Genomic DNA, 13,706 nt, shown 5'->3' on the forward strand with positions numbered 1-13,706 from the left:
GTCCCTTAGGAAATAAATGAAAGGATGGCATTGGCACTGCCGGATGACTGACCGTAGCCCCAAAACTCTGCCTTTTGCTCTGGCTGTAGGACACCCAGCAACGCTGCCAGATGGCGGCCCCCCGACTCTACTCCAGCAATTCGCGAGTATTGATTCAGCATTTCTCTTGCATCCTGTAATTCCGATTTCATCAAATATTCTATGAATTGATTGTCCATGGCTTGCTCAGAGCGACTGGGCATATGGTGACGCCCACGGACAAGATTGTGTGAGAGCGCGCCGCTGCTGATAAAGATTGTTCGCTTCCCACTCTCTCGCAATACCTTTCCGATCGCTCTTCCCCATTGATAGGTTTCTTCCAAGCTCGCTGCCCAACAAACGGATAAACTGATCACAGGGATGTCTGCTTCCGGATTCAAATAGCGCAGAGGCACCACCGTGCCATAATCCCAAATATAGGTGGGATCATTGAATCCGACGACTGGGATCCCCGCATCCACTCCTGCCTTGACCAACTCATTCCCCAAAGCTTGGTCACCCGGGTATTCGTAGTAGACGCCCGAGATCAGATCCGGTGCTTCCACCGAAGTCATTACCCCACGATGTTGTGGAGTCACATCTACATAATGATGAAACGTGCCGGGAAAGTGACAAGACATCAAAACGATGACATCCGTCTCCATTTCTCGGATACGTTCCTTCATGAGTTTTAGTCCTTTGACTAAATCCTGTTGAAAGTCCGGCACATTTGCCTCGTGGCACATGCTGGGAACGTGTGCCGCCAGTAAAGCCATATTCAGCGCCATGCTGATCCTCCTCTCCGACTGGTAATGATCGTGTTTACACTCATCATAAGTTAGGTGCGTTACTCATACAACATTCGCGTTTCTCTATGTGGAACGCACCTAACATTTTTAAGAGGAAAGAAAAAAATCCTGCGGAAAAGATCCGCAGGTATTCGCAGTTAATCCCTCGTTATCAAACGTTCTGACCCTACCGATCATTCTTTTCTACGATTTCTTCAATGAGCTCCTCTGTCGCCATTACTCTCCCAAATACCTTGCTGATAATGTTCAGCGTCGCTTGATGGGATTCGGAGTCGAGACCACCGTTGGCATCACTCACGAAAACCACCTTGAAGTCGCGCATAAACGCACTCCGGGCCGTACTCTCGCAGCAAATATTGGTAACCGTACCAATAATGATGACGGTATCGACCACGTGGGGACCACGAACATTTCGCAGGAGTGTCTCCAACTGAGTATTGTAAAAGGCGTCGTAGCGATGTTTGTGTATCACATGTTCATCTGGTTGTGGTTCCAGCTCCGAGACAATCTGAATACCATCCGTAGAAGCTCTCATCCCTTTTTGTTGGAGGACAGGATTGTAAGCGGTCTCCAATGGGGAAACATCGTAGTGGTCATAGAGCACATGGGAAGTGAAAAGAACCGGAATTTCATGTTTCCTGCACGTTTCTACCAGGCGTTTCATTTGTGGAAGGAATTCACGCGCCATCGGTACCTCCATAACGGCTCCTTCCCGCACAAAATCATTTTGCATATCAACAACAATCAAGACAGCGCTTTTCTTACTAAATATCCACGGAACAGACGCGGTCTTCACACGTCATCCCTCCTTCTCTCGAATGCGCTTCCTATGCCGGAGTCTGCGTAGAAGATTGCAGTCGGATCGGAGCGGTTTCTTTTAGGGCCAATGCGGTAACACCACTGACTAGTGCACCGCCAAAAGCAATCCACAAGGGGGCTTCCAATCCCCACGCATCTGCTGCAAACCCTGCCAACGAAGGCATAATCGCCCCGCCAAAAATTTCGCCAGCAAACTGGGTGACCGAAATGGCACTTGCAACAAGATGTATCGGTAGCGACTCTCCGGGAATAATCGCCATGAACAACGGGAAGCATCCTTGGCCTACTGCCGTCAAAAAGCCCAGCAGCATCATGACAGGCAGACCGCCATGAACGATCGCGAGCATTAGTGGGGACAAGCAAGAGATGATGCAAAAAATGATGAGAGTAGGCTTTCTGCCGAGTTTGTCAGAGATCGCAGGTGCGACAAAGCCCCATATAAACGATCCGAAACCGATGGCAGCCATGATCAGTCCCATATCTTGCGTGCTGTATTTTGCGACGGTCGTCAAGTAAATCGGAGCAAACGTCGTAAATACGAACAACCATGTCATAAAAAAGCATGAGATCAAGGTGCACAGCAGTACGTTGCGGTTTTTATAGACCTGCAAGAAGTCTTGCTTGGTGATCTTGGTATGTGATTTTGGGGCATTCGCCGCTTTGGCTGAAGCACCCTTTTCTGTTAGTTTTCGAGGCTCTCTCATATATTTGGCAAGGACGAAGAACATGATCAACCCGGGAATCCCGACCAGGTAAAATGCCCCTTCCCACGAATACTTCGTCGCGAAAAACGTCACGATGATGGGGGTAAACGTCGCTCCGATCAAGCCGAGGGAGCTCTGCATGAAACCGGAGTTAAATCCCCGACGCTTGGGGGTCGATTCCGCCAATACAGTCGATTGGGCGATTGGTAATACTGGTCCTTCTGCCAATCCCATCAAGCCACGGACGACGACGAGTGTCCAAAATTGGCTGACCATCCCTGAAGCAAAGGATAGGAGGGAGAACAAAAGGGTTGCTGGCAACAAAATTTTTCGCTTCGAACCGATATAATCCGAATAAGAACTGAATAAGAGTCCGGATACCGCCCAGCAAACGGCCAGAACCGATACGATCAAACCAATTTGCCCATTGGAAAGCTGCAAATCGGGGGCGATGAAAGGAAACAAGAATACGATACTAAGCCGCTCCATAAAGACAAATCCAAACGTAAAAAACATCATGAGGACGATTCCATTTTCATACCGGAAAAATGAGCGTTTTTCCTTTAACATTTCACGTATGACCTCCTTTGATTTGGTTTCCTACTGATGGTTTGCTGCGAAATCCTACTCCTTTTGAAAGGACACAGACGATCCATCTTAGAGGCATCTTAATTGAAAGCGCATACAACAAACAACATAAGCGTTCCTTTATAGGGAACGCTCTGATACTATTTTCTTTAAAACGGTCTCTTCTTTGGAAAAGCTCACAAAAAAAGCCTAGGCTGATTGAAGTAGATGATCTCTGTATTGAGCAGGGGTCATCTTTTTTAAATTCCATTGATATCTGTAGTGGTTGTAGTAGGTCATATAGTCGTCAATCTCCCGTATTACCTCTTCCAAAGTTGCACAAGGTTTAATGGAGGCCTGGTCTTTAAAATGGCCAAAAAAGGATTCCTAGGGTGCGTTATCCCAGCAGTTTCACCGCCTGGACATCGATTGTTTCAATCGCATTTTTTAACCAGTTTTTGAAAATCGGGGTGTGTGTAATGGGTTCCCTGATCAGAATGGATGAAGGCACCATCTGCTTTTTTGAACCTTCGGTTTTTCTTCAGCTTTTGGAGGGTGTCCGTTGCAAGGTCCATGGTGATGCGGTCTGACACATGATAAGCCAGGATTTTATTGGTTGAACTGTCCTTAAGCGTTGACAAATAGGCTTTCTTGCGTGTGCCGTAATATAAATACGTGATGTTCGTCAATAATACCTTTCCGGGGATATTTTATAGGGATTGGCCTTCCTGAAAGGACACACAATGCCGTATTTCTTAATGATTCTCCTGATCCGTTTCAGATTGTAGACAACCCTAAACTGCCCCTCCAGTGTCATCTTGATGGAACGGGCCCCTTTCTGCAAAACGGATCTTTTTTAACAGTTCGTTCTCCGCTTTCAGTAAGCGGTTTTGAGCTTCGAGCCTGGCATTCTTCACTTCCAGCGTCAGCTCTCCTTTAAGAGGCCTTCCTGATGATTGGCTTCTCGTATCCTGCAGACTCAGGACACCATTTTCCCGGTAACTTGCCCGAAGATCTAATTCTTTGGAGCCCAATGATGTTCACATCGAACCCGCATTCTTCAAATATTTCCCTTGGCAGCCTACCCTTCTTGTTTTCTGTGATAAAAAGCTGCTTGAATGCATCGGTATAAGTGATTCCTTTCGATGTAACGGACTTCACATAAAGTGTCTACTCTATAGGGTACAGTTTATTATCGGATGGCTTTCATAGTTTGTCATGTGGGTGCTTCAAGTATAGAACAGGGGAGGGGCACTTTGGGTAAAATGACGGAAGTGTAAACTTGAAACTTGTGTTAACGATTGTACACCTGGATATCAAAGAAGTACTCAAGCTCTCCTAGGATTCACAGTATCAAACTCGATTATATACTCTGCTTATTGGTGATCTATCATCTATCGGACAAAAAAGCAGAGCAGAAAACAAAAGAAGCCCGAGCTATGCTTCTGGCTTCTTCTTCTCTCTGTATCAAACATAATAAAAATCAGCTCTTGGCTGCAAACGCACGCAGCTGGATTCCTGCTCGAGCAAACGCCTCATGAATATTTTGGGCAAATTCCAAGGCATGCGCCCCATCTCCATGGATACAAATGGTATCTGCCTGAATCGATACGTCGACCCCCTGTCGCGAAAGAACGCGCCCTTCTGTTACCATGCGCACCACCTGCTGCAGAGATTGTTCCTGGTCGGTGATCATGGCATCCAGCTGACTGCGCGGAGTGAGTGTTCCATCCTGCTGATAGGTTCTGTCTGCAAATACTTCGTTCGCTGTTCGCAAGCCGATGCGTTCTGCGGCCCGTGTCAATTCACTGCCTGCCAATCCAAATAAAAGGAGGGCCGGATTCACTTTGTAGACCGCTTCTGCAATCGCTTCGGCGAGCGGTGCTTTTGTCGCTGCCATATTGTAGAGCGCACCATGCGGCTTCACATGCTGCATCGTGCCTCCCTCTGCCTGAATAAACGCCTGCAGAGCCCCGACCTGATACACGACCATGTCGTACGCTTCTTGGGGTGAAATATCCATATTGCGTCGGCCAAAGCCGACGAGATCGGGTAGACCCGGATGAGCGCCAATCGCAACTGCTTTGTCCAAAGCCATGCGCACGGTTTTTCTCATCGTTGCCGGATCTCCTGCATGAAAGCCGCAGGCAATATTGGCAGAGCTGATGTAGTCTAAAATCTCTCTATCATTTCCCAAACGGTAGGCACCAAAGCTCTCGCCCATGTCGCAGTTGATATCAACGTATTTCATCTTTTACCTCCATCCAGCAGCGAGTTGCATCGCTACCCTCAGTTGTTTTAGCTCGAGCTCTCTTTCGTACAGCCATTTTTGTGCATCGCGAACAGAAACAGGCTGAAAACGAACGGTATCACCTGGTTTGAGCTGTGCAAAAACCGGTAAATCCACCGTAGCTACATATCCGATTTTCGGGTATCCGCCGATGGTTTGACGATCCGCCAACAAAATAATCGGTTGTCCGCTAGGGGGCACCTGGATCGTTCCTGCGGTTACGGCTTCAGAAGTCAGCTCCAGCGGGGAGGAAAGGGATAATATGGGTCCCGACAGCCGATAGCCCATGCGATCGGACTGTGGAGTCACTTGGAACGACTGCGCCCAAAAATCCTTCTGGCTTTGATCGGTAAAATCAGGGTACTGCTCTCCCTGCATAACCCGGATCACCGATTTTCCCATGTAGGCAAGCATGGTTTTCGGGACAAACCAGTCTGTTTGGATAAAGGGATTCGTGCCTGCCTGCTTGGCCAACTCGCTCGCGAGATATCGGCTGTAATCACCCGGAGCGCCTGATTTTACTACGTCTTTCCCCTGCAGCATTCTCCCTTCATAGCCGCCAAATCCTGCTCGGAAGTTGGTACTGCGACTTCTCATCACGACAGGAACCTCCCATCCTCCCGCCACTGCCAAATAAGCTCGACAGCCTTGTCTGACATGGGAAAACTGCAGGATACTTCCACGCCTCACCCAAACGGGGCGGTTAGCTGGCATCCGTCTCCCATCGATAGAAGGGACAAAATTCCCACCGCAAACCGCAATCAACAGATCCTCGTGAAAGAGCAGGCTCGGACCCTTTAAGGTCAGTTCGAGAACAGCGTCTGTTGGCTGGTTCCCTACGAGCATATTGGCTATTCGTGCGGCGAATGTATCCATCGCCCCTCCAACAATGACTCCATGCTGCTGATAGCCTATTCTCCCCAGGTCCTGCACCGTGGTCAAAACGCCTGGCTGAATCACCTCTACACTCATGGAGTCACCTCCTGTTGTTCCTGAAAGGCTTCCCAAGAAATGGGGCGAAAGCGCACCAAGTCACCTGCGCGAAGCAGACTTGGCTCCTGATCCTCCGGGCGAAACAAAGGGTGGGCCGTTCGACCGATAATATTCCATCCTCCTGGGCTCACGATTGGGTAGATCCCTGTCTGAGAGCCTCCAATCCCAACGCTTCCCCTCGGAATGGCCGTACGTGGAGTGGACCGGCGCGGAGTCGCAATCCGCTCATCCAGTCCACCCAAATAAGGAAACCCAGGCGCAAAGCCGATCATGTACACCAAGTATTGCTGCTCCGAATGAATGCGAATGACTTCTTCCGGAGCCAGTCCGCTGTGCTTTGCCACTTCTTCCAGATCGGGTCCGCATTCCCCTCCATAGCAAACAGGTATCTCCACGAGCCTCGGCTCTCTGGGAATCTCGCTTTCGGCATGCGTAATGATCTCGCGAAGGTACGCAGTGACTCTCTCATAAGGCGTTTGATCGCTTCTTGGATCATACAAAGCAACTGGATCGTAATACACAGTGACCGTCGTATACCCTGGAACGATTTCGACCATTCCCTTCGGCCGTTCGTCCTGCAAACGATCTGACAGCGTTTTTATTTTTTGATGTGTGCTCTGGTCAATGGTGTTTCCCAGCTTGACCACAACTCCTGAATCCCCTAAAGGGAAGAACTCGTGGCTAATCACCTTTCCGCCCCTCTCATTCCGATTATCGGGATTATCATTCCGAATTATGGATAAAGGAAAAGAGGAGATTCCCTCCTCTTGATTAACTAATTTGCCCACCCATCATCGTGATATCTTCTTCATGGGCCAGTGTCGCTTCCATAGCAATGCGCAGCCCTTTTACAATGGTTTCGACGGCCATGCTCGGTTGACCTGCCAGCCTCGCTGCCTGCTCTGGCAAATACGGAATGTGGATGAATCCTCCTCGAATGGAAGGATTCGTAGTGGCGATCCTATGCATCAATCCGTAGAACAGGTGATTGCATACAAAGGTGCCTGCCGTTTGGGAGATCGAGGCGGGAACCCCGTTTTCCCGCAGCCTCTTCACGATCGCTTTAATGGGGAGGCTCGACCAATACGCCACCGGCCCCCCCTCTACCACAGCTGTGTCAATCGGCTGATTGCCTTCATTGTCGGGGATGCGTGCATCATTGACATTGATTGCGACCCTCTCAACGGTGAGGTCTGTTCTTCCCCCAGCCTGCCCGATACAGAAAACGATATCGGGACGTGTTTCCTCGATTGCTGCATACAAATGCTCCAGCGATTTATCAAAAACAGTGGGAATTTGCCGTACTTCTACTTTGTAGTCCGAGGATTGATGCTCCGTTAGGCGCTTGACTGATTCCCAGGCGGGATTAATCGATTCGCCTCCAAACGGATCAAATCCGGTGACAAGTATTGTTTTCATGACTGGTCCCCTTCCCGGATGGTAGTCCTTATTTTGCGCCTCGCCATCCTAGTTCTCGTGAGATCTCTTCCGATGTTTTCAACAGATGCCCAATCAGGTCCGGAATCCGCTCCTTCTCAAACCTCACCTGTGGACCCGCAATGCTGATGCCAGCTACTAAACGGCCAGTATGATCAAAAATCGGAGCTGCAATCGATACCGTATCATTCTCAAGCTCCGAGTAACTGATGGTATATCCCTTTTCGCGAGCCTGCTCCAGCTCTTGCCGAAGCCGCTCTTTATCCGTAATGGTTCCATGGCCGAAGGGATTCAGCTCCGTTTCCTGCAAATACCGCTCACGTTCTTTCTCTTCTATATAAGAGAGGATAATTCTCGAGCATGCTCCTGCATACAAAGGAGATCTCCTGCCGATCTTGGTGTAGAGCCGAACAGGGTGATTCGTATCCAGCTTCTCGATGTAGATGGCTTCCTTCCCGTCTCGGATAATCAGATTCACAGCCTCTTCTACTTGATCTCGCAGCTTCGTCATGGCTGGCAAGGCGATTTGACGAATATCCAGCCGTTCTGCGACTAGCTGACCAAACTGCAGGAACAACAGTCCGAGCGAGTATTTGCCGTCCTCACCTTTTTGCAGGAAATCCATCCCCTCCAAGGAGCCTACCATCCGATGAATGGACGTTTTCGGAATCCCTGACAGCTCTACCATTTCGTTGAGGCTCAATCGGGAGTGCTCAATGAACAGGTTGAGCAGCTCCATCGATTTGACGACCGTCTTGTTTTTGTTCTGAATCATGGACTCTTCTTATCCCCCGTGTTCAGGTACTGTTTGTCCATATTTTATCATTTGTTTGAAGTTTAGAGAACGTAACTTTGACTGTTACAGCGAAATGAAATACAACAGCGCGATGTTAAAGCATAAGAGAATCAGGGCGGTAGGCACTTGTACACGAATGACATGGTTTTTGTCTTTTAAGTCAAGTAGAGCTGCTGGCACGATGTTGAAGTTCGCTGCCATCGGCGTCATCAGAGTCCCGCAATATCCCGCAAACATCCCAATCGCCGCCAAATGGTTGGCATCCACGCCGAATTGACCGATCAAGAGCGGGACAGCGATCCCTGCGGTCATCACCGGAAAGGCTGCAAACGCGTTGCCCATAATCATCGTAAACAAAGCCATCCCTACACAATAAGCGAAAACGACCCAGAACAAGGAATGTGTCGGAATAATGGTGCTGACCAAATCCGAGACGACCTTCCCCACACCAGCGCTGGTGAAGATGGTTCCCAGTGTTGCCAGCATCTGTGGGAGTACTGCTGCCCAACCGATGGCTTCCAGCAAACGACGGGATTCTTTAATCGGAGTCATCGGACGGCTTTTCGTCATCACCACTCCGACAATCAAGGAGATCAACGTAGCCAGTGCCAGTGACACCAACGTAATGTTCTTTTGATCCAGAATGAACAGCTCACCGATTTTCACATCTTTCATACCAGTGGTACCGAGAATCGTAATAACCGGAATCAGCAGGGCAGGCAGGAACAGCCAGTTGCCCAATCGCTTGCGGTTCTGCTGACGCTCTTCCCCACTCGCTTCGCCATAGCTCCCTACTTTCAAGCCTCCGGCGCCCACGATAATGACCATGACAATCACGAGAAGTCCCATGACAAACGGGGGAATGACGCTGCCAAGCAGCAAGCTGATCCCATATAGAAAATAGAAGAGTCCTGACGTCACGCGTCTCGGATTTTTCTGATCGCGGAAGGTATACAAGCTTCCGAGCAACGTGATGATACCTAGAAAAATGTAAACCGCTTCAATCGAAAGAAACAAAGCCTATTCCCCCTTCCCTGCGGATTTGTTCTGCTTATTCCCAAACCTGCGATCCAGCGAGCGGTCCAGCATATTCAAACGAATACTGTGAACGATGAGGGCCGCGATCGCGGTAGGAATCGCCCACATGGCCATCTGGAGTGGATCGGACGGAATGTTGTTCTGGTCGAAAAAGCCTTTCATGAGCAAGATGGCGCCAATCGCGATAAAGACATCTTCTCCGAAAAATACACCGATATTGTCTGCTGCTGCAGAGTGTGCACGGATATTTTGACGCACATCGTCGGGAAGATCTTTACCGTACTTGGCTTCTGCCGCCCCTTCCGCCATCGGCGCTACCAACGGCCGAACCATTTGCGCATGTCCACCTATAGACGTCAGTCCGAATACGGCTGCTACTTCGCGAATAAAGAAATACACGTTGATGATTCTGCCCGCTGTCGCCGCCTTGATCTTGGCCACAACCGACTCAGCTTGCTCACGAAGGCCATAGCGCTCCAGCAAACCGATGACTGGCAGCGTAGCGATAAAAATCGCCATGTACCGGTTGGTGGTAAAGGCTTTTCCAAACTGCTCAATGATGTCAAAAAGAGATTGCTGGGCCACAAGCCCTGTGACAAGACCTGCTACCGTAACTACCAAAAGTGGATTTAACCGTACAATGAAGCCAATGATAACAATCGCAACGCCAATCAGAACCATACTAAAACTCCCTTCAAACGATGGTGGATGTGGTTTTTCCTACAAGGGTCTGGTGCGTTGAAGACCGATCCGAGTCACGCCGTCTGCCCATTTTTCCTGGCAAACACGAACTTCGATGGGCCGATCTTTCATCCAGTCAGCGATCGCCTGGTGCACAACATGATGAGCATGTCGGCATGCGGCTAGCTCTTTCCCATAGACCGTTTCGTCATTTACCTCTGTCATCAAATCGGCGGTAACCCATTCCGGGAACCTTTCGATGAGATCATGCGAGCTGCGATTGATCGGGCTGTCCCGTGTATAGGCGATGCTTCCATTGGACAATTCAATCGGGAAATGCACTTTGTCAAAATCATTGCCCCATCGCCTGTAGGTCTGTAGCCAGCTCTTGTTGTCCGCGGCTATTTCCTGATCTTCATCGAGCCTTTTTGTCAGATACGAACGGAGGGATTCATAAGCGATTCGCTGTTCATGGGTAGCTTCCGTCAATTCCCGCCAGATCGTGTACATACGCGCACTCGGGATCCAATACGAGACCGGAAAACGCGGCGGACTGTTGTATCCGCTAAATGGCTGAATCCACTCATGAGATGGAATCCCGTGATCATCCAATACGATGTCCGGTGCCCATCGCTCCCACACTTTCGGGTAGACACGGCTTTCGCCAAAAGAGACGCCTTCCTGGAAGCGATACTTGGCAAATTCGAGCCCGCACGCGTTATAACGCGCGGCATGCAGCTTCCAGCATGGGCTTTCTTTCGCCATCTCTGCATGCAAAGCAGCTCCATCCACATTTTCCAATGGGACGATCACCAGATTGATCGATTCGAGCAGCGCGGGCTCAACCGAGAGCTTCTCGATCATTTGCAGAGCAGCATTTGTGCTCGACACTTCATTCGCATGATGTCTCGCATTGATAAAAAAGGTTGGCTTATACAGCCCGTGCTTCTCGAGGCGAGAGGATGACTTGGCAGCTTTCCCCTGAGCGAACAGTTCGACCAGCCAAATCCAGCTTCCGTTTAAAGAAAAGTCAATCGGAGTCACACTGCCGGGGATGTGTCCTACTCTCTCGTCTAGCCAGCCTTGCACATCTTCGTTGACGAAAACGTCCTCCCAGATAGATTTCTTCTCTTGCAGATTCGGAGCGTTCTGTAGGATAGGCTGCGCAGAACATGCTGCTGCAGCGAGCCATTCCCCACATTCCTTTTCCAAACGAGGCTCGCCTACTCCCTCAAACGAAAACGCCAAACGGCCATCAGCTGAAGTTTGCTCCGTGATTCGCGCCTCCGCAAAAAGCTCAGGAGCGGGGGGATGGATTACCTCTCGTTGCTGCTCATGATTGGTATACCAGACCCAGTGTTCGGAAGGAAACGCATAAAGCGCTACGCTTGCCCATGGCTTCGCTCCTGATTCTACGTGCATGAATGGGAGAATGCCTCCAGGTGCGTCCCATTCCGGATCCCCTACTCTTTTTCCATGATCGTGCATGGCATGCAGCGTATAGAAGTAAATGTCCTCGTGCAATGCTTCCAATACAGAGCTGTTCTCTTCTAAATGCGGCAATTTCTTCTCTACTGCATCCATCCCTACGTGGCATTCAAGCCTGGAAAACTTAGGAACACCCGGGTTGCTTCCTACCTGTTCCAAGACTTGCGGGAGGACAGAATCTTGATACCATTTCCAGAAACGATACGGGTTGGTAGGAAAAGACTTGCTAGCGATTTCGTTGCCTGTCGCTCCTTCGTAAATACGAATTCCTGCGAAAGGGATCATTACGTTCCCCTTCTTTGGTTGTCCAGGCATGTAAGGCAGGCTTTCCACCCAGCCTTCCCATCGCCACGCCTCTATCTCACGCCCACTCTGGTCAAAGGCAGCCACACTGAACATCGGGGCCGCTGCATCCTCCATCAGCTTCAACGAGATTTGCTCCAGGGAGAGATCCAATGCATTCGCCAAAATCGAATCAAGCGGATACAGCTCCTGCAAAAACCGATGGACCAAATCCAGATGTTTTTCGCCAGGCTGGAAAGCGCGCGCTCGAAGCTCGACACGATCGATCCCGGCAAGCTCTTGGATGTGCGGCAGAACTTCTTGCATCGCCCAGTTTAGCCCCGACTTGTTGGCATCTCTGTAAACAAAGCGCAAGAGCAGTCCCCATTGTTCGTGGATTTTGGACTGAAGCTGCTGTGACCACTCGTGAAAGGTCGGCTCACTGCAAGTGGTCGTGACTTCCAGCTCTAGCGACCCGACTGGATTTATACCCGCTTGCAGCTTTTCGATTTGCCCGAGCAAATACGCTTGAATCTCTTCCAGTTCACCAGCGTCTTTCCACTCCGCTGCCCATATTGGCTCTTCCTTTTCCATCTGGAGAGAAACTGATCTGTCCTTCTCTCTATCCCCCACATAGGTTTGCCACAATTCAACAGGCGAAAAGAGGTGCTCTGGGACGTGCAAGGTCTGTATTTCGTCAGCCTGATGAAGCGTAAACGCTTGCATTCCTAGCTGCGCACGTATCGCTACATCAGGACTGCTGCTTTTCAGCTGTGAAAATCGATGCCGCCATGTATCCTTCTTCCAGGAATCAAGAGGCTCCAATCCCTCGTCGAGAATATCCCGCGTAAAAGCGACGAGATGATCTGAGTGACTGATCAGTTTGAGTGAACGCTTTTGATTGCTCAGCTGAAGCTTCTGCTGGTTTTCCTTTTCTTCTACGGCAGTATCGATCTCCACGACAAAGCGCTCTGAAGCCGCTGTCTCTCCAAGAGTATGAGTCAAGGGGAAGCATACCGCTCCGGCTGCCTGAGCGAGTCTTGCTCCCAGCTCAATAAACGCAACGGTTTCTTCCTGAGCGGCTCGGTTCACAGACAAGCTGACATCGAGTGTCGGGAGGAGCTCTCCCTCTTTTCTTTGATAGATTCCTTCTGTCGTAAAGAGGTTATGCAAGGAGTAAAAGGACGGCTGCCGTCTATTCTCTGGTCTAGCTTCTCTCGGGCCGCTCCCCTGCTTTGCTGCTAGCAGCACATGACCGTTTTGCAGGAGACTTTTGTAATCGAATGATTCGGCAACCAAAGCGCGCGCTGCATGAAGCGTCATCAGGGGTGACGTTCCCGTTACAACCAAAATCGTACCCTCTTCTTCTGGAATCACCTGTAGAATTCCATTTTCCTGCTGCTCGTTCTGGCGATAGGGCTCTAGCGCATGGATTCTGTCTCCCAGGATATCGGTCAGCCAGTTCCATTCATGGCCGAGAACGAGGTGGAAATGGCGCTGGTCCGCTGGCATCTCACCCGCCGAATGAGAGTCGAGTCGATCCTCTGCAAACAGATTCTCGTAAACAGGAAGCGGCAAATCGGGCAAATGAAGACCGATTCTCCCCGCCAGCTCGACCATGGCAGCTGATTCCCAGCATGATCGCTGAGAAGGAACGGTCATCCGATTTCGGATTCCCTTTGGTGATGCATTGTCGTTCAGCGAAAAAAAGATGCCGTCATTGCTCCATATCGTGCTTGTACGCATATTTCACCATCCCACTTGACTCTGTTTTTCCGCAGTTC

At 50.0% G+C, this 13,706-nt stretch carries 11 protein-coding genes and 1 pseudogene; all 12 read right to left on the reverse strand.

Annotated elements, in window-relative coordinates; translation table 11 throughout:
* Window positions 1–5 precede the first annotated feature (5 nt).
* On the reverse strand, window positions 6–806 hold the full coding sequence (locus EDM55_RS26790; protein WP_122961791.1) for a DODA-type extradiol aromatic ring-opening family dioxygenase: 801 nt from the start codon (window positions 804–806) through the stop codon (window positions 6–8).
* Window positions 807–993: 187 nt separating this feature from the next.
* Entirely contained in the window at window positions 994–1,623 is a 630-nt protein-coding gene (locus tag EDM55_RS26795; protein ID WP_092270252.1) for an isochorismatase family protein, read from the reverse strand.
* Window positions 1,624–1,654: 31 nt separating this feature from the next.
* Window positions 1,655–2,920 (reverse strand): MFS transporter, encoded by a 1,266-nt coding sequence (locus EDM55_RS26800; RefSeq protein WP_092270255.1) that lies wholly within the window; start codon window positions 2,918–2,920, stop codon window positions 1,655–1,657.
* A gap of 207 nt (window positions 2,921–3,127) precedes the next feature.
* A pseudogene (locus EDM55_RS26805) lies at window positions 3,128–4,078 on the reverse strand (IS3 family transposase).
* A 322-nt stretch (window positions 4,079–4,400) separates the two neighbouring features.
* Window positions 4,401–5,168 (reverse strand): LamB/YcsF family protein, encoded by a 768-nt coding sequence (locus tag EDM55_RS26810; RefSeq protein ID WP_092270257.1) that lies wholly within the window; start codon window positions 5,166–5,168, stop codon window positions 4,401–4,403.
* Between the two features lie 3 nt (window positions 5,169–5,171).
* On the reverse strand, window positions 5,172–6,179 hold the full coding sequence (locus EDM55_RS26815; protein ID WP_122961792.1) for a 5-oxoprolinase subunit C family protein: 1,008 nt from the start codon (window positions 6,177–6,179) through the stop codon (window positions 5,172–5,174).
* A complete protein-coding gene (gene pxpB, locus EDM55_RS26820; protein ID WP_373863295.1) occupies window positions 6,176–6,886 on the reverse strand; it encodes a 5-oxoprolinase subunit PxpB in 711 nt (236 codons plus the stop codon). The genes EDM55_RS26815 and pxpB overlap by 4 nt, the downstream gene beginning before the upstream one ends.
* 85 nt (window positions 6,887–6,971) lie before the next feature.
* On the reverse strand, window positions 6,972–7,619 hold the full coding sequence (gene pcp, locus EDM55_RS26825) for a pyroglutamyl-peptidase I (RefSeq protein WP_122961794.1): 648 nt from the start codon (window positions 7,617–7,619) through the stop codon (window positions 6,972–6,974).
* Between the two features lie 28 nt (window positions 7,620–7,647).
* The gene (locus EDM55_RS26830) at window positions 7,648–8,412 is read right to left on the reverse strand and encodes an IclR family transcriptional regulator (protein ID WP_092270269.1); all 765 of its coding nucleotides are present in this window, start codon (window positions 8,410–8,412) and stop codon (window positions 7,648–7,650) included.
* Window positions 8,413–8,496: 84 nt separating this feature from the next.
* Entirely contained in the window at window positions 8,497–9,450 is a 954-nt protein-coding gene (locus EDM55_RS26835; RefSeq protein WP_092270272.1) for a DUF979 domain-containing protein, read from the reverse strand.
* Between the two features lie 3 nt (window positions 9,451–9,453).
* Window positions 9,454–10,152 (reverse strand): DUF969 domain-containing protein, encoded by a 699-nt coding sequence (locus EDM55_RS26840; RefSeq protein ID WP_092270275.1) that lies wholly within the window; start codon window positions 10,150–10,152, stop codon window positions 9,454–9,456.
* A gap of 39 nt (window positions 10,153–10,191) precedes the next feature.
* Window positions 10,192–13,668: a M14 family metallopeptidase gene (locus tag EDM55_RS26845; protein WP_122961795.1), complete on the reverse strand. Its 3,477-nt coding sequence runs from the start codon at window positions 13,666–13,668 to the stop codon at window positions 10,192–10,194.
* Between the last annotated feature and the right edge of the window lie 38 nt (window positions 13,669–13,706).

Origin of the sequence: Brevibacillus centrosporus, assembly GCF_003710815.1 — a bacterium.
Lineage (GTDB): Bacteria > Bacillota > Bacilli > Brevibacillales > Brevibacillaceae > Brevibacillus > Brevibacillus centrosporus.

Excerpts from the sequence above, each read along its gene's own strand:
- EDM55_RS26810 (WP_092270257.1), bottom strand. The coding sequence starts at position 5,168 with ATGAAATACGTTGATATCAACTGCGACATGGGCGAGAGCTTTGGTGCC.
- pcp (WP_122961794.1), bottom strand. The coding sequence starts at position 7,619 with ATGAAAACAATACTTGTCACCGGATTTGATCCGTTTGGAGGCGAATCG.
- EDM55_RS26845 (WP_122961795.1), bottom strand. The coding sequence starts at position 13,668 with ATGCGTACAAGCACGATATGGAGCAATGACGGCATCTTTTTTTCGCTG.
- EDM55_RS26840 (WP_092270275.1), bottom strand. The coding sequence starts at position 10,152 with ATGGTTCTGATTGGCGTTGCGATTGTTATCATTGGCTTCATTGTACGG.
- EDM55_RS26800 (WP_092270255.1), bottom strand. The coding sequence starts at position 2,920 with ATGTTAAAGGAAAAACGCTCATTTTTCCGGTATGAAAATGGAATCGTC.
- EDM55_RS26790 (WP_122961791.1), bottom strand. The coding sequence starts at position 806 with ATGGCGCTGAATATGGCTTTACTGGCGGCACACGTTCCCAGCATGTGC.
- EDM55_RS26830 (WP_092270269.1), bottom strand. The coding sequence starts at position 8,412 with ATGATTCAGAACAAAAACAAGACGGTCGTCAAATCGATGGAGCTGCTC.
- EDM55_RS26815 (WP_122961792.1), bottom strand. The coding sequence starts at position 6,179 with ATGAGTGTAGAGGTGATTCAGCCAGGCGTTTTGACCACGGTGCAGGAC.